The sequence below is a fragment of the Streptomyces sp. NPDC001868 genome, from assembly GCF_040297125.1.
In the GTDB taxonomy this organism is placed as follows: domain Bacteria; phylum Actinomycetota; class Actinomycetes; order Streptomycetales; family Streptomycetaceae; genus Streptomyces.
Map to the genome: position 1 here is coordinate 48,801 of NZ_JBEOYO010000054.1, position 15,214 is coordinate 64,014.

General features: G+C 69.7%; 13 protein-coding genes. 1 reads left to right on the forward strand and 12 read right to left on the reverse strand.

The genetic code is table 11. From position 1 onward, the window contains the following. Positions 1 to 75 precede the first annotated feature (75 nt). From ABT147_RS38540 to ABT147_RS38565, 6 genes are all read right to left on the reverse strand, one after another. Positions 76 to 1,722, reverse strand: a complete 1,647-nt coding sequence (locus tag ABT147_RS38540; protein WP_351415272.1) for a beta-N-acetylhexosaminidase — start codon at positions 1,720 to 1,722, stop codon at positions 76 to 78. Between the two features lies 1 nt (position 1,723). Next, a complete protein-coding gene (locus ABT147_RS38545) occupies positions 1,724 to 2,566 on the reverse strand; it encodes a carbohydrate ABC transporter permease (RefSeq protein WP_351415274.1) in 843 nt (280 codons plus the stop codon). Further along, positions 2,563 to 3,552 (reverse strand): carbohydrate ABC transporter permease, encoded by a 990-nt coding sequence (locus ABT147_RS38550; protein WP_351415277.1) that lies wholly within the window; start codon positions 3,550 to 3,552, stop codon positions 2,563 to 2,565. Before ABT147_RS38550 ends, ABT147_RS38545 begins: the two co-directional genes overlap by 4 nt. Then, positions 3,530 to 4,831 carry an extracellular solute-binding protein gene (locus ABT147_RS38555; RefSeq protein ID WP_351415279.1) on the reverse strand — a complete coding sequence of 434 codons (1,302 nt, stop codon included), beginning with the start codon at positions 4,829 to 4,831 and terminating at the stop codon, positions 3,530 to 3,532. The genes ABT147_RS38550 and ABT147_RS38555 overlap by 23 nt, the downstream gene beginning before the upstream one ends. 338 nt (positions 4,832 to 5,169) lie before the next feature. Further along, positions 5,170 to 5,448, reverse strand: coding sequence for a DUF3039 domain-containing protein (locus ABT147_RS38560; protein WP_351415281.1), 279 nt, complete (start codon positions 5,446 to 5,448; stop codon positions 5,170 to 5,172). A 29-nt stretch (positions 5,449 to 5,477) separates the two neighbouring features. Then, positions 5,478 to 6,050, reverse strand: a complete 573-nt coding sequence (locus tag ABT147_RS38565; RefSeq protein WP_351415283.1) for a YqgE/AlgH family protein — start codon at positions 6,048 to 6,050, stop codon at positions 5,478 to 5,480. Between the two features lie 309 nt (positions 6,051 to 6,359). On the opposite strand from ABT147_RS38565, the gene murA reads away from it, so the two are divergent. Then, positions 6,360 to 7,706 (forward strand): UDP-N-acetylglucosamine 1-carboxyvinyltransferase, encoded by a 1,347-nt coding sequence (gene murA / locus ABT147_RS38570; RefSeq protein ID WP_033524988.1) that lies wholly within the window; start codon positions 6,360 to 6,362, stop codon positions 7,704 to 7,706. A gap of 180 nt (positions 7,707 to 7,886) precedes the next feature. Here murA and ABT147_RS38575 read toward each other — a convergent pair whose 3' ends face one another. The 6 genes from ABT147_RS38575 to ABT147_RS38600 all read right to left on the reverse strand — a co-directional run bounded on the left by ABT147_RS38575 (position 7,887) and on the right by ABT147_RS38600 (position 14,944). Continuing rightward, positions 7,887 to 8,168 (reverse strand): HU family DNA-binding protein, encoded by a 282-nt coding sequence (locus ABT147_RS38575; protein WP_351415285.1) that lies wholly within the window; start codon positions 8,166 to 8,168, stop codon positions 7,887 to 7,889. A 271-nt stretch (positions 8,169 to 8,439) separates the two neighbouring features. Continuing rightward, positions 8,440 to 9,849 carry an NAD-dependent malic enzyme gene (locus tag ABT147_RS38580; RefSeq protein ID WP_351415288.1) on the reverse strand — a complete coding sequence of 470 codons (1,410 nt, stop codon included), beginning with the start codon at positions 9,847 to 9,849 and terminating at the stop codon, positions 8,440 to 8,442. Positions 9,850 to 10,262: 413 nt separating this feature from the next. After that, on the reverse strand, positions 10,263 to 12,560 hold the full coding sequence (locus ABT147_RS38585; protein ID WP_351415290.1) for a HelD family protein: 2,298 nt from the start codon (positions 12,558 to 12,560) through the stop codon (positions 10,263 to 10,265). Positions 12,561 to 12,678: 118 nt separating this feature from the next. Further along, positions 12,679 to 13,470, reverse strand: coding sequence for an anti-sigma factor family protein (locus tag ABT147_RS38590; protein WP_351415292.1), 792 nt, complete (start codon positions 13,468 to 13,470; stop codon positions 12,679 to 12,681). Between the two features lie 29 nt (positions 13,471 to 13,499). Further along, on the reverse strand, positions 13,500 to 14,075 hold the full coding sequence (locus ABT147_RS38595) for a sigma-70 family RNA polymerase sigma factor (RefSeq protein WP_013003188.1): 576 nt from the start codon (positions 14,073 to 14,075) through the stop codon (positions 13,500 to 13,502). A gap of 290 nt (positions 14,076 to 14,365) precedes the next feature. Then, positions 14,366 to 14,944: a CGNR zinc finger domain-containing protein gene (locus ABT147_RS38600; RefSeq protein ID WP_351415295.1), complete on the reverse strand. Its 579-nt coding sequence runs from the start codon at positions 14,942 to 14,944 to the stop codon at positions 14,366 to 14,368. Positions 14,945 to 15,214 lie beyond the last annotated feature (270 nt).

The window sequence follows — 15,214 nt, forward strand, 5'->3', positions numbered from 1 at the left end:
CTCTTGTTCCCCTTGTTCCTTGCGGGGCCACCGTCGCAGGGCACGCGCTTTCGGTCCTAAGGGTTGGCGGTCGCCTCACACGTTCGGGGGCGTCCCCTCGATCGGACGTCCGAGCACACCGGGCCGCCGCTGCCACGGACGCGGCCCCGAAGGCGGCCGATAACCGACCCCCAGCGCGTCAAGTCGCGGATAGTGGGCCGTCATCCGGCGCTCGAAGTCGGCGAAGTCCCGCTCGGCGGGTTCCGGCAGCCGGCTCCAGGCCACCTCGGCGAAGGCCACCAGACGCGGGAACGCCTGGTAGTCCACGCGGCCGGGGTCCTCCATCACCTCGGTCCACACGTTGGCCTGCGCACCCAGCACATGGCGTGCCTCGTCGGGCGTCAACTCCGGGGGAACCGGCTCGAACCGGAAGACGTCCTCCAGGGTGCGTACGAACCCGATGGGCACCGGCTCGTCGGGGCCGCCGTCCTGACGGTGGTCCAGATACACCTGCTGCTCGGGGCACATGACCACGTCGTGGCCCGCGCGGGCCGCCGTGATGCCGCCGGCGTAGCCCCGCCAGGACGAGACGGCGGCGCCCGGCGCGAGGCCGCCCTCCAGGATCTCGTCCCATCCGATCAGGCGACGCCCGCGCGCGGTCAGCCAGTTGTCGAAGTGCCGGACGAACCACGACTGCAACTCGTCCTCGTCCGCCAGCCCCAGCTCCCGGATGCGGGCCTGCGCGGTGGCCGACGCCCGCCACTGGTCCTTGGCGCATTCGTCGCCGCCGATGTGCACGAAGGCGGAGAACGCGGCGGCGTCGGGCGGGAACAGCTCCAGGACCTCCTCGAACACGCCCTCGTAGAAGCGCAGGGTGGTGTCGGTGGGGGCCAGTACGTTCTTGTTGATGCCCCAGGTGTCCCAGACGGTGAGGGAGGCCGTGTCGACGACATCGGTGTTGCCGAGTTCCGGATACGCGGCGACGGCGGCCTGGCTGTGTCCCGGGACGTCGATCTCGGGGACCACGGTGATGTGCCGCTCGGCCGCGTAGGCGACGATCTCCCGGATGTCGTCCTTCGTGTAGTAACCGCCGTGCGGTTTCTCCTCCCAGAGGGGTGACGCGCGATGGCCGAATTTCGTGCGCGCCCGCCAGGAACCGATCTCCGTGAGCCTCGGATAGCGCTCGATCTCGATCCGCCAGCCCTGGTCGTCCGTCAGGTGGAAGTGGAGGACGTTGAGTTTGTGCGCGGCCATCAGGTCGAGATAGCGCAGGACCTGGTCCTTGGGGAGGAAGTGCCGGGCCACGTCGAGCATGAGGCCGCGCCAGGCGAAGCGGGGGGCGTCCTCCACGGTCTGGTGCGGGATGCCGTAGGTGACTCCGGGGCGGACCGGGGCCCGCCGGAACGCCTCGGGGCCGAGGAGCTGACGCAGGGTCTGGGCGCCCCAGAAGACCCCCGCCGGGCCGCCGCCCCGGATCTCGATGCCCCAGGTGGCGACGGCACGGAGCCTGTACGCCTCCGGCTCCAGGCTCTCGTCCAGGCGCAGCAGGACCGCGTTGCGCCCGTCCTCGGGGCCGGGCGGCAGTGGCAGCCCGAGGGCCGCGCCGAGGGTCGAGCGCAGCCACCGCTGCGTCCCCTCCGTGCCCGGTGCCCCCCACAGGGTGGTGTTCTCGTCGAGCGATACGCCGCAGCGCATGGGCCCCTCGACGGCGAGGGGCGCCGGGATCAGGTCCGTTTTCGTCACGTCAGTCCTTGACCGCGCCGCCCAGTCCGGAGACCAGTCGTCGCTGTACGAGTACGAAGAAGATCAGCACCGGAACGGTCATCACCGTGGACGCCGCCATCACGCCGCCCCAGTCCGGCTCTTCGGGTTTGTAGAACACCAGGAGAGCCATCGGCAGGGTCGACTGGGAGGTGTCGCTGATGATGAACGACTTGGCGAACAGGAAGTCGTTCCAGGCGGAGATGAAGGAGAAGACGCTGGTGGCCACCAACCCCGGGAAGACGAGGGGGAAAAGGATCTGCCAGAGGAATCGGGAACGGCTCGCCCCGTCGAGATAGGCCGCCTCCTCCAACGCCTCCGGTACGGCCTTCACAAAGCCCCGCAGCATCCAGATCGCGAACGGCAGCGAGAAGGCGATGTGGGGCAGGATCAGCGCGCCCAGGGTGTTGAGTTGGCCGAAGTCCCGCATCTGGAAGAAGAGCGGGATGGTGAGCGCCTCCACGGGCACCATCTGGGCCACCAGGAACATGATCAGCAGGGTGGTGCGGAAACGGAAGCGGAATCGGGTGACGGCCGTCGCCGCGAGAAACGCGATCAGCGCGGAGACGACCACCACCGTGCAGGCGACGACAAGGCTGTTGACGAAGTAGCGGCCGAATTCCTGCTGCCCGAAGACGCGGCGGAAGGAATCGAGCGTCGGCGCGAGCGTCCAGGGCCGGGGCTCGGCCGACTCGATCTCACCCGTCGGCTTGAAGGCGCTCAGCGCCATCCAGTAAAGCGGGAACGCCACCACGACCGCGATGACCAGGGCCGACGCCTCCGCGGCGAGCCGCCAGGGCCGCTGGAGGAAACGCGACGAATTCACAGCTCCTCCCCTTGCCTGCGCAGCAGACGCAAATACACCAGGGTGACCGCCAGCAGAATCACCAGCATCACCACACCGATCGCCGAACCGAGGCTGTACTGCGACGACGCGAAGGCCTTCTGGTAGGCGTACACGTTCAGGACGAGGTTCTGGCCCGCGATACCGCCGCCGCCCGTCATCACATAGATCTGGGTGAAGACCTTGAAGTCCCAGATGATCGACTGAATGGTCACGACGACGAGGATCGGCCGGAGCATCGGCGCGAGGACCGACCGCCAGATCCGCCACTGCGAGGCGCCGTCCAGGGCCGCGGCCTCCAGCACCTCGGAGGGTACGGAGCGGATGCCCGCGTAGACGGTCACCATCACGAACGGGAAGGAGCACCACACCACTTCGAGCAGGACGAGGAAGAAGGCGCTGTACCGCCCGTACGTCCAGGAGTGGTCACCGAGGCCCAGGATGCGGTTGACCGGACCGAAGTCGGGGTCGAACAGCAGCAGCCACACCGTGGAGCCGGTGATCGCGGGGGTCGCCCACGCGCCGAGCGCCGCCAGCATCAGCGCGAGCCGCGGCACGGCCCGTACTCGTGTCAGCAGCACGGCCAGCGCGCACCCGACGGCGAGCGTGGACACCACACAGGCCGCCGCGAAGACGACCGTGGCCAGCAGGACCTGCCAGAACTCGGGGTCCCCGAACAGCTCCGCGTAGTTCGCGAAGCCCTGGAAGCTGGTCGGTTCCCCACCGCTGACCTGTGCCTGCGTGTACTCCAGCAGCGAGATCAGGCCGAGCTGGTAGACGGGGTAGACCAACAGCCCCCCCAGGACGACGAGGGCGGGGGCGAGATAAACCCATGGAGCCCACCCACCCCCGCCCCGCAAGGGGCGCGGGGAACTGCGCGACAAGCCACGACGAACCCGCGCTCGCCGACGCTCAGCACCCCCCACCCCCGCAGGCGCCTTCGGCTCAACCAGCGGAGCTGAACGCATCGTTCATCTGCTTCGCCGCGTCCTTCGAAGCCGCCGCCACGTCCTTCTTGCCGCTGACGACCTGCTGGAACATCGTCGGCAGCACCAGGGACGCGTCGATCTGCGCCCAGGCCGGCGAGGCGGGCACGAACTTGGTGCCGGAGGACAGCGTCTTGACGAAGGGCTCGATGAACGGCTCCTCCTTGGCCGCCTCGGCCCGTACGTCGGTGTACGTCGGCAGGAAACCCATCGCGTCGAAGAGCTCGCCCTGGGTCTCCTTGGACGCCAGCCGCTTCATCAGGTCGACGGCGAGAGTGCGGTGCGTGGTGCTCTTCAGGACGCCGACGTTGTTGCCGCCCGCGAAGGCCGGGGCCACCGAACCGGACTTCACACCCGGCAGCGGTACGACCGCGTACTTGCCCTTGACCTTGCCGGCCTCCACGGCCGCGTGGCTGAAGTCACCGCCGATCGCCATGCCCGCCTTGCCCGCGGCGAACGCGGTGACCGTGTCGTTGCCGCCCATGCTCGCGCACTTGGCGGCGGGGCAGTTGTCGTCGCCGAAGAGCGAGGTGTACGCCTCGATGCCCTTCTGGGCGGCCGCGCTGTCGATCGTGGAGGCGTACGAACCGCCCTTGCCCTCCGCTATCTCACCGCCGTTGGCCCAGACGAAGGGCATGGCGCCGTAGGTGTAGGCGCCGCCGACGACGAGGCCGTACAGGTCGGGCTTGGCGGCGCGGATCTGCTTGGCGGTGGCGGTCAGTTCGTCCAGGGTCTTCGGGGGTTCGAGGCCGAGCTCCTCGAAGATGTCGGTGCGGTAGTACAGGGCGCGGACGCCCACGAAGAAGGGCGCGCCGTAGATCTTGCCGTCGACCGTCACGGAGGTCTTGGCGGTCGGGTCGGAGTCCTTGGACTCGGACCACTCGTTGAAGTCCGTGGTGACGTCGGCGAGTCCGCCGTCCTTCACATAGCCGGCCGTGTCGGTGTTGCCGAACTCCATGAGGTCCGGGGCGCTCTTGGGGTCGTTGAAGGCGGCCTTGATGCGCTGGGCGCGGGTCTCGACGGGGATGTACTCGACCTTGACCTTCGCGCCGTCGTGCGCCTTCTCGAAGGCGGAGACCACCTTGTCGACGACCTTCTGCTTCGGTTCGTTGCTCACCTCCTGGAAGAGCCAGACCCGGAGGGTGCCGGTCTTCTCGTCCTCCTGGGAGGACGAGTTGTCGGAGGTCTGCGGGGCGCAGGCGGCCAGGCCGGCGAGGGCCAGGGCCGCTACGGGTGCGACGAGTCTGGTGGCGAGCTTCATGAAGCGGGTCCTCCGGAGGGGGGAGCGGAGCGTTGCGTTCTCTGCAACGGGCGTTCTGCTCTGTACAACACACCGGAGGCTAGGGAGTACATGGACATGACCACAAGAGGTCTCAACCACCTTGTGATCCCTGGAAGCGTTCTGTGCAACGGGGAGGGGGCGAAAGGGCGCGACAGAGCTCGGGGGCACCTGTGCGTCGGCGGGTGCGGGTGGTGTGCGGTTGCTCGCGCAGTTCCCCGCGCCCCTGCTTCTCAGGGGCGCGGGGAACTGCGCGACCAGCCCCACTCACCCGCACCCGCCGATGAACCAGGGTGCTCCCGAGCTGATCGCGCCCCGGGTTACTTCTTGCCGTCGCCCTGGTCGCCGCCGGCGCCGAGGGATTCGAAGATCTCCTTGCACATGGGGCACACGGGGTACTTCTTCGGGTCGCGACCCGGGACCCACACCTTGCCGCACAACGCCACGACGGGCGTGCCGTCGAGGGCGCTCGCCATGATCTTGTCCTTCTGGACGTAGTGGGCGAAGCGCTCGTGGTCGCCGTCGCCGTGCGACGTCTGCGGCGTCGGCTCGACGAGGGTCCCCGTACCAGTACCGCGCTCGGGCTCAAGAGTGCTCATGACGCCAAGGGTACTGAAGCTCACAGGCATCAGTTGAGCGAAGGGTCGTCCGGGTAGGTGGCCACCATCGCGAGCTCGCTGCGCTGGCGGCGCAGGACCTCGCGCCAGAGTCTCTCCGGGCAGGGCGAGGAGACGTCGCCGGGTTCGGACTCGACGACGTACCAGGCCCCCTCCGCCAGTTCGTCCTCCAACTGGCCCGGCCCCCAGCCCGCGTACCCGGCGAAGATGCGCAGCGAGCCGAGCGCGGAGGCCAGCAGCTCCGGCGGGGCCTCCAGGTCGACGAGGCCGATCGCGCCGTGCACACGCCGCCAGCCGAGCGGGGCCCGGTCCACGGAGCCGCCGCCGGGTATCACCGCGACCCCCAGCGCCGAGTCCAGTTGCACCGGACCGCCCTGGAAGACCACCCCCGGTTCGCCGGCGAGGTCCGCCCAGCCCTCCAGGATGTCGCCGACGTCCACCGGGGTGGGCCGGTTGAGGACCACGCCGAGCGAGCCCTTCTCGTCGTGGTCGAGGAGCAGCACGACAGCGCGGTCGAAGTTCGGGTCCGCCAGGGCGGGCGTGGCCACGAGCAGCCGCCCTGTGAGCGAGGACACCTCGGTCATGCCAGACATGATCCCGCATCCTGCCCGCGCGCGGGGAGGCAATGCCGGGAGCGGTGTGAACGCAGCTCACGGCGCAGGGGAGCGGCCGGGGCGCACGGCCGTACCGGTGACCCCGTGTGGCCGGTGATGAACGGTTCGTGTTGTGGCAAACCCATGACGTGGCTGAGAAGCACTTGGGCTTACGGAAGGGGGGTGGGCGGCGATTACGCTAGCTCTCCGGCCCACGGCGCGCCGGCCCCGCACAACGGGTCCGCCGGCCGTCCGTCCACGCCGGAAAGCCTCTGCCCAACTCCACGGAACGCGAGATCCATGACCGTCAACGGCTCTGACGACGTACTGCTTGTACACGGCGGCACCCCGCTCAGTGGCGAGATCCGTGTCCGCGGTGCGAAGAACCTCGTACCCAAGGCCATGGTCGCCGCGCTGCTCGGCAGCGGTCCGAGCCGGCTGCGCAATGTGCCCGACATCCGCGATGTGCGGGTGGTGCGCGGGCTGCTGCAGCTGCATGGCGTAACGGTCCGTCCGGGTGACGAGCCGGGCGAGCTGGTGATGGACCCGACGAACGTGGAGAGCGCGAACGTCGCCGACATCGACGCCCACGCGGGCTCGTCGCGCATCCCGATCCTGTTCTGCGGCCCGCTGCTGCACCGCCTCGGCCACGCGTTCATCCCCGGCCTCGGCGGCTGTGACATCGGTGGTCGGCCGATCGACTTCCACTTCGAGGTGCTGCGGCAGTTCGGCGCGAAGATCGAGAAGCGGGAGGACGGCCAGTACCTGGAGGCGCCGCGACGGCTGCGGGGCACGAAGATCCAGCTGCCGTACCCGTCGGTGGGCGCGACCGAGCAGGTGCTGCTCACGGCCGTCCTCGCGGAGGGCGTCACGGAGCTCGCGAACGCGGCGATCGAGCCCGAGATCGAGGACCTCATCTGCGTCCTGCAGAAGATGGGCGCCATCATCGCGATGGACACCGACCGCACGATCCGCATCACCGGTGTGGACTCGCTCGGCGGCTACAACCACAAGGCCCTCCCGGACCGCCTGGAGGCCGCCTCCTGGGCGTCCGCCGCGCTGGCGACCGAGGGCGACATCTACGTCCGGGGCGCCCAGCAGCGCTCGATGATGACGTTCCTGAACACCTACCGGAAGGTGGGCGGGGCCTTCGAGATCGACGACGAGGGCATCCGCTTCTGGCACCCCGGCGGCCAGCTGAAGTCGATCGCGCTGGAGACGGACGTCCACCCGGGCTTCCAGACCGACTGGCAGCAGCCCCTGGTCGTCGCGCTGACGCAGGCCACCGGCCTCTCGATCGTCCACGAGACGGTCTACGAGTCCCGGCTGGGCTTCACCTCGGCGCTGAACCAGATGGGTGCGCACATCCAGCTCTACCGCGAGTGCCTCGGCGGTTCCCACTGCCGCTTCGGCCAGCGCAACTTCCTGCACTCGGCCGTCGTCTCCGGCCCCACCCGCCTCCAGGGCGCCGACCTGGTCATCCCCGACCTCCGCGGCGGCTTCTCCTACCTCATCGCCGCTCTCGCCGCCCAGGGCACCTCCCGCGTCCACGGCATCGAGCTGATCAACCGCGGCTACGAGAACTTCATGGAGAAGCTCATGGAGCTGGGCGCGAAGGTGGAACTGCCGGGCAAGGCGCTGGGCTGAGCCACCTGAGAAGCAGGGGGCGCAGCCCCCGCTTCTCAGGGGCGCGGGGAACTGCGCGACCAGCCACGACGGACCCGCAGCCGCACACGCACGATGGGGGCGGCACCTGGAAGACCAGGTGCCGCCCCCATCAGGCGTTCTACGCGCGCCACACCATCCCCGGAAGGACGGACGGCAAGGCTACTTGCCCTTCGCCGCTTCCTTGAGCTTGCTGCCCGCGGAGACCTTCACGCTGTAGCCGGCCGGGATCTGGATCGGGTCGCCGGTCTGCGGGTTACGAGCGGTGCGAGCGGCACGGTGGGTGCGCTCGAAGGTCAGGAAGCCGGGGATGGTGACCTTCTCGTCGCCCTTGGAGACGATGTCGCCGCAAACCTCGGCGAACGCGGCCAGCACGGCGTCGGCGTCCTTGCGAGTCACCTCGGCGCGGTCGGCCAGCGCGGCCACCAGCTCACTGCGGTTCATGTTGTTACTCCCGTGTTCTTCTTGCCGTTGAGGCGGACCCGGGTCCGTCGTCAGACCCTCGCGCCCAGAAACGCATCCTGCACTCACCTGCGGCGGGAAAGCCAATCCAGCACCCCTGGGAGTCACACGAACACCCTTGGGAGTCGCGACAGGCCTGAGCTTGGCCGCCACACTAAAGGGCGGCACAAGCCCTCCGGCCCCGCGACGCGCCGATGGCCCCGGGCCGTGGCCACTGTCACAGCACGGCTCGGGCCGACCGTGACAGCACGGCTCAGGCCGACGCCGCCTTCGCGGCCTCGCGCACCGCGCCGGCGACCGCGCCCGCGACCTTGTCGTTGAAGACGCTCGGGATGATGTAGTTCGGGTTCAGCTCGTCCTCGGTGACGACGTCCGCGAGGGCCTTCGCGGCAGCGAGCATCATCTCGGTGTTGACGGTCCGGGACTGGGCGTCGAGGAGACCGCGGAAGACACCCGGGAAGACCAGCACGTTGTTGATCTGGTTCGGGAAGTCGGAGCGGCCGGTGGCCACGACAGCCGCCGTCTGCCGGGCGACAGCGGGGTCGACCTCGGGGTCGGGGTTCGCGAGTGCGAACACAATCGCGTCGTCGGCCATGCCGGCCACGTCGTCGCCGTCGAGGACGTTCGGGGCCGAGACACCGATGAACACGTCGGCGCCGCGCACGGCCTCCTTGAGCGTGCCCGTGAGGCCCTCGGGGTTGGTGTTGTCGGCGATCCAGCGCAGCGGCGAGTCGGCTGCGGCGTCGACCAGGTCGGCGCGGTCGCAGTGCACGACACCGTGGATGTCGGCCACGACGGCGTTCTTCACACCGGCGGCGATGAGCAGTTTGAGGATGGCGGTACCGGCCGCGCCCGCGCCCGACATGACGACGCGGATGTCCCCGATTCCCTTGCCCGCGACGCGAAGTGCGTTGGTGAGGGCGGCGAGGACGACGATCGCGGTGCCGTGCTGGTCGTCGTGGAAGACGGGGATGTCGAGGGCCTCGCGCAGCCGGGCCTCGATCTCGAAGCAGCGCGGCGCGGAGATGTCCTCCAGGTTGATGCCCGCGAAGCCGGGGGCGATGGCCTTGACGATCTCGACGATCGCGTCGGTGTCCTGGGTGTCCAGGCAGAGCGGCCAGGCGTCGATGCCGGCGAACCGCTTGAAGAGGGCCGCCTTGCCCTCCATGACGGGCAGCGCGGCCTTGGGGCCGATGTTGCCGAGGCCCAGCACGGCGGAGCCGTCCGTCACGACCGCAACGGAGTTGCGCTTGATGGTGAGGCGGCGGGCGTCCTCGGGGTTCTCGGCGATCGCCATGCAGACACGGGCCACGCCCGGGGTGTAGATCATCGAGAGGTCGTCACGGTTGCGGATGGGGTGCTTCGACGCCATCTCGATCTTGCCGCCGAGGTGCATCAGGAACGTACGGTCGGAGACCTTGCCGAGCGTGACGCCCTCGATGCCGCGCAGCTGCTCGACGATCTCGTCGGCGTGCGCGGTGGAGGTGGCGGCGATGGTGACGTCGATACGGAGCTTCTCGTGGCCGGAGGCGGTCACGTCGAGGCCGGTCACCGAGCCTCCGTGGGACTCGACGGCTCCGGTGAGCTGGGAGACCGCGGTTCCGCTCGCGGGCACCTCCAGCCGGACCGTCATCGAGTAGGAGACGCTGGGCGCCGTTGCCATGGCCGACTTCCTCTGCTTTCGCTGCTACTGCGTTTGGCTCTTTTCGCCGTCCGATCGTCGCACCTACCGCCGAGTAGGCGTTAGCCGCGTGGGATTGCGAACGTTTTGTTCTCAACGCGAAGAGGTCCACGTCACAGTTGACGTGGACCTCTTCGCGTTCCTTCTGCGTTCAGTGGCACCGACCCGCCATGCTCGCCTCGCGGCAAGTGGTCGCTCGTAGCGACGAAGGTTGGGCCCGGGGGCTTGGATCGAGCCGGTGCCACCACCAGGCTAACAGGCGCCTAGGAGTTCGGGGAGTTGATGGTGCGTCGGCGGGTGCGGGTGGTGTGTGGTTGCTCGCGCCCACGCGGCGGAGCCGCATATCGGCACTGCCCCGCGCCCCTGAAAGGCACGGGGCTGCGCCCCTTTGCCTTTCAGTCCCGCAGCAGGTCGGGGACGCCCTTCTCGTCCGGTTCGTCCCGCTCCCCCGACACCAGGGTGAGCTGTTGCGTCGCCCGGGTGAGTGCGACGTACAACACACGCAGCCCCGCCGGGGACTCGTCCGCGATCTCCGCCGGGGAGACGACGACCGTGGCGTCGTACTCCAGGCCCTTCGCCTCCAGGCTGCCGAGGGCGACGACGCGGTCGCCGAGGCCGGCCAGCCAGCGGGCGGCCTCCTCGCGGCGGTTCATGGCGACGACGACGCCGACCGTGCCGTCGACGAGGTCCAGCAGACGGGCCGCCTCCGCGCGGACCGTGCGGGCCAGGGTGTCGCGGGCGGCCGTGACGAAGCGGGGCTCGACGCCCGTGGAGCGGACCGCTCTCGGGGACTCGGAGCCGGGCATGGCCAGGGCCAGCACCTTCGCCGCCAGTTCGGCGATCTCGGCCGGGTTGCGGTAGTTGACCGTCAGGGTGAAGCGGCGGCGCGGGCGGGAGCCCAGGGCCTCGTCGCGGGCCTCCGAGGCCTCGTCGGGGTCCGACCAGGACGACTGGGCGGGGTCGCCCACGGCCGTCCAGGTGGCGTGGCGGCCCCGGCGGCCCACCATCCGCCACTGCATCGGCGTCAGGTCCTGCGCCTCGTCGACGATGACGTGCGCGTACTCGGTCCGCTCCTGCGCCAGCCGCTCGGCCCGCTCCCGCTGGGTCTCCTCGCGTACGGGCATCAGCTCCTCCAGGCCCGTCAGCTGGTCCAGGGGGTCGTACTCGCGTTTCTTGCGGGGGCGGGACGGGAGGCCGAGGATCGCCTGGAGTTCGTCGAGCACGGCGACGTCGTGGACCGAGAGGCCGTCCCGTTTCAGGGAGCGGGCGACCCGGCGGACCTCGCCAGGGTTGAGGATGCGGCGGGCCCAGCGGCCGAGGCGGCGCTCGTCGGCCATGGCCGTCAGCACTCCGCGCGGGGTCAGCTCGGGCCACCAGGCGTCGAGGAAGGCGATGAAGTCGTCCTCGCTCGTGATGTCCTCGTCGAAGGAGGAGCGCAGCTCGGCGGCGAGCTCGGGGTCGGTATGGCGGCCGGCCGCGCCCGACCGGGCCCACAGGGCGTCCAGGAGCAGCTTGCGGGCGCGGGGGCGCAGCAGGTTGACGGGGGCCGTGCCGCCGAGCGCGTTGTGGCGGACGCGGTCCAGGTCGGCGGCCTCCAGCTCGATGCGGCGGCCGAAGGCGACGACCCGCAGGCGGGTGGGTGCCTCGCTCGACTCCAGGGCGCCCCGGGCGGCCTTCCGCAGCACCTTGAGCATGCGGTACGAGCCCTTGGCGCGGGCCACGGCCGGGGAGTCGTACAGCGTGGCCTCGGCGCCGTCGACGAGTGAGCCGATCGCGCGGATGGCGACCTGGCCCTCCTCGCCGAGGGACGGCAGGACGCCCTCGGTGTACGCGACCAGCAGCGGGGTCGGGGAGACGATCAGGATGCCGCCCGCGTACCGGCGCCGGTCCTGGTAGAGGAGGTAGGCGGCGCGGTGCAGGGCGACGGCCGTCTTGCCCGTGCCGGGGCCGCCCTCGACGTAGGTCACCGAGGCGGCGGGGGCGCGGATGACCAGGTCCTGTTCGGCCTGGATGGAGGCGACGATGTCGCGCATGGTGTGGCTGCGGGCCTGGCCGAGGGCGGCCATGAGGGCGCCATCGCCGATGACGGGCAGTGCCCCTCCGTCGAGGGTGGCCGTCAGCTCGGGGCGCATCAGGTCGTCCTCGACGCCGAGCACCTTGCGGCCCTTGGAGCGGATGACCCGGCGGCGTACGACCCGACCCGGGTCGACCGGGGTCGAGCGGTAGAAGGGGGCGGCCGCCGGGGCCCGCCAGTCGATGACCAGCGGCGCGTACTCCGAGTCCAGGACGCCGATCCGGCCGATGTGGAGGGTCTCGGCGATGTCGGCGGTGTTGTCGGGGCGGACGGCGCCCTCGGCCGGTTCGACGGCGGTGTACGCGCCGTCGGGGCCCTTCTTGCCGTCCTTGCCGAGGAGCAGGTCGATACGGCCGAAGAGGAAGTCCTCGAACTCGTTGTTCAACCGGTTCAGATGGATGCCGGCGCGGAAGACCTGGGCGTCCCGCTCGGCGAGTGCGCCGGGGGTGCCGACCTGGCCGCGCTGGGCCGCGTCGTTCATCAGGAACTCGGCCTCGTGGATCTTCTCCTCGAGGCGCCGGTACACCCGGTCCAGATGTTCCTGTTCGACGCCGATCTCCTTCTCACGTACCGAGTCGTGAGCGGAGTCGAGCGTTTCCTGCTGAACCTGAGCGGCCACCCGGGCCCCCTTCTGACGTGCTGGGCAGCCGTCCACCGTACGCGAAAAGGACCCCGACAGGCTATGCGCCCGACCGGGGTCCCTTCACCACTTGTCTCGATGTGTCATCTCGTGTGTGTCACGCCTTGACCGAGACGAGCTTCTTCCCGCTGAAGGTCAGGACCTCGAAGTGGTCGATCTCGTCCGGGGTGAAGGCGGCGCCGCCGTGGACGTAGAGCGGGTTCCTGGCCTGCTCGGTCTTGGCGCTCTTGATGCCGTAGCCCCACTCCGGGACGGACCAGGAGGTGACCGTCTCGCGCTCGCCGTTCTTGCCGACGGCGATGAGCGAGCACTTCTCCGGGCCCTTGACGTTCTTCAGTTCCAGGACCGCGTGCGTGCCCCAGGCCTTGGACTCCATGCCGACCGTGGCGGTGACCTGGGTGGACGCGTCGGTGCCCGAGACCTTGTCCTTCGCCTTCATGTGCGTGAAGGCGTCCTGGGCCGGGCTGGCGACCAGCGGCTTGTTGTTCGGGTCGTCGTCCCCGCCGCCCGTCGTCGCGAACACGGCCGTCGGGCCGCCGACGATCAGGGCGACACCGGCCGCGAGCATGAAGAAGTTGCGTCGGCTCTTCTTCGCGCGGTGCTGGACGACCTCGCCGACCAGGCGGTCCGCGAGGCCGGTGGTCGGTTTCGCGGACAGGGACTCGCCGATCGCGGGTGTGCCCTGAGCGGCGGGCAGGTCCGCGAGCGCGGCCAGCATCGGTTCCATACCGGCCAGCTCGTCCAGCTGCTGGCCGCACCACTCGCACGTGGCGAGATGCATCTCGAACTGTGTGGCTTCGGCGTCGTCCAGTATCCCGAGGGCGTACGCGCCGACGGTTTCATGGATGTTGTCACCGGAACCTTGGGCTCCTTGCACAGACCCGGGCATTCCCGGACCGTACCCCCCGTAGATGTTGCTCATGCCGTCACCCCGCGCTCCTCTAGAGCCAGCTTCATCGACCGCAGGGCGTAGAACACCCGGGAGCGGACGGTGCCACTGGGGATGCCAAGCGTCTCGGCCGCCTCATTGACCGTACGCCCTTTGAAATAGGTCTCGACCAGGACCTCCCTGTGGGCAGGGGTCAGGTCGTCCAGCGCGTCCGACAGTGTCATCAGCCACAACGCCTTGTCGATCTCGTCCTCCGCGGGGATGACCTCCAGCGGCGACGGGTCGACCTCCTGCGGCCGGGCCTGCCGGCTGCGGTGGCCGTCGATGACGATGCGGCGTGCGACCGTCACCAGCCAGGGGCGTACCGATCCGGTCGCCCGATTGAGCTGACCGGCGTTCTTCCAGGCCCTGATGAGAGTTTCCTGCACAACGTCCTCGGCACGCTGGCGGTCGCCCGCGACCAGACGCAGCACGTACGCGAGCAAGGGTCCAGCGTGCTCGCGGTACAGCGCGCGCATCAGCTCCTCGTCTGGCTCTGAGGGCTGTGATGCGCGATGTCGGGCCCTGTGCGGGCGTTCATCGGCCACAGCGGAATCCTTGCGCACGGCTACCTCCGGTGTCCGGGGGTTCCCCCAGTCGGTCGCTCACATCGGGATACGTAGGTAACCAGTTGTGTGTTCAGAGTTGAGCCACAACTTTCTCGATTCAATGTGGGGAAGGTGGGGCAGGTGAGGGACAAGTGCGTCCATATCCGCGCTTAAACCGGCACGCATGGACGGGAATTGTGAAGACACCCGAGTCGCGATGTGAAAAACAGCACTGCTGCTTCTTTACGGCTACCCGGGGTTTGCCCAACTGCCGGACTGGGTAAGGCCGGTGGGCAAATCCACCCCAACTACGCGCGGGCCAGGGCCGCTCGACGGCGATGGCGGGCCACGCGTTCCCGATTGCCGCAGATTTCACTGGAGCACCAGCGGCGGCGCCGGCCCCGTGAGGTGTCGACGTACACGATGGGGCAGTTGTCGCCCGCGCACTGGCGCAGGCCCGCGCAGGCGGCCGGGTCGGTGAGCAACTCGACGGTGTCGCGGGCGATCAGGGCGAGCAGGGCGGCGCAGTCGGGGACGTGGTCCAGCGCGCGGGTGAGGGTGCCGTCGTCCGTGCGGACGGCTCGGAGGGCCGGGGTGGCGGCTCGGGCCAGCTCGTTGACTCTCGCCAGGGAGATGTCGAAGGGGCGGGAGTCCGGTGTGCGGTCCTGGTCGCCTCGTACCAACTGGCCGATGTGTCCGCGGAGTTCTCTGAAGCCGGTGAGCCAGGGTGGGGTGATGTGGTCGAGGGGGGTGCCGTCGGGGACGAGGCCCGCGGCGGTGATCCAGGTGCGGAGTCTGTCCGGGGTGTCGAGTTGTTCCTCGGGGTGGGTGGTCGCGAGGAAGTCCAGGCAGAGGTGGCCGCAGTCGAAGCGGGGGTCTTGTGCCATGTGCCTGTCACCGCCTTGGGGGGACTGCCGGCGGGGTGCGCCTTGGGGGTACGTACCCCTTACAGTGCCTGGCCGCACCCGGGGGTGGAAGCCTTCGGGAGGCGGCTGGATTCGCTCGCCCCCGCCGCCCCTACCCGTCCCATCCCCAGGGGCTGCGCCCCTTCGACCCCCTGGGGGCGGAGTTCGGGTGCGGGTTCGGTGGGGGCTGGTCGCGCAGTTCCCCGCGCCCCTGAAAAAGCAGGGGCTGCGCTGCCGCGGAACGCGAGCGGA

Coding starts and splice junctions, on each gene's coding strand:
- ABT147_RS38550 (WP_351415277.1), bottom strand. CDS start 3,552: ATGCGTTCAGCTCCGCTGGTTGAGCCGAAGGCGCCTGCGGGGGTGGGG.
- ABT147_RS38575 (WP_351415285.1), bottom strand. CDS start 8,168: ATGAACCGCAGTGAGCTGGTGGCCGCGCTGGCCGACCGCGCCGAGGTG.
- ABT147_RS38580 (WP_351415288.1), bottom strand. CDS start 9,849: ATGGCAACGGCGCCCAGCGTCTCCTACTCGATGACGGTCCGGCTGGAG.
- ABT147_RS38555 (WP_351415279.1), bottom strand. CDS start 4,831: ATGAAGCTCGCCACCAGACTCGTCGCACCCGTAGCGGCCCTGGCCCTC.
- ABT147_RS38600 (WP_351415295.1), bottom strand. CDS start 14,944: ATGGCACAAGACCCCCGCTTCGACTGCGGCCACCTCTGCCTGGACTTC.
- murA (WP_033524988.1), top strand. CDS start 6,360: ATGACCGTCAACGGCTCTGACGACGTACTGCTTGTACACGGCGGCACC.
- ABT147_RS38590 (WP_351415292.1), bottom strand. CDS start 13,470: ATGCCCGGGTCTGTGCAAGGAGCCCAAGGTTCCGGTGACAACATCCAT.
- ABT147_RS38565 (WP_351415283.1), bottom strand. CDS start 6,050: ATGACCGAGGTGTCCTCGCTCACAGGGCGGCTGCTCGTGGCCACGCCC.
- ABT147_RS38560 (WP_351415281.1), bottom strand. CDS start 5,448: ATGAGCACTCTTGAGCCCGAGCGCGGTACTGGTACGGGGACCCTCGTC.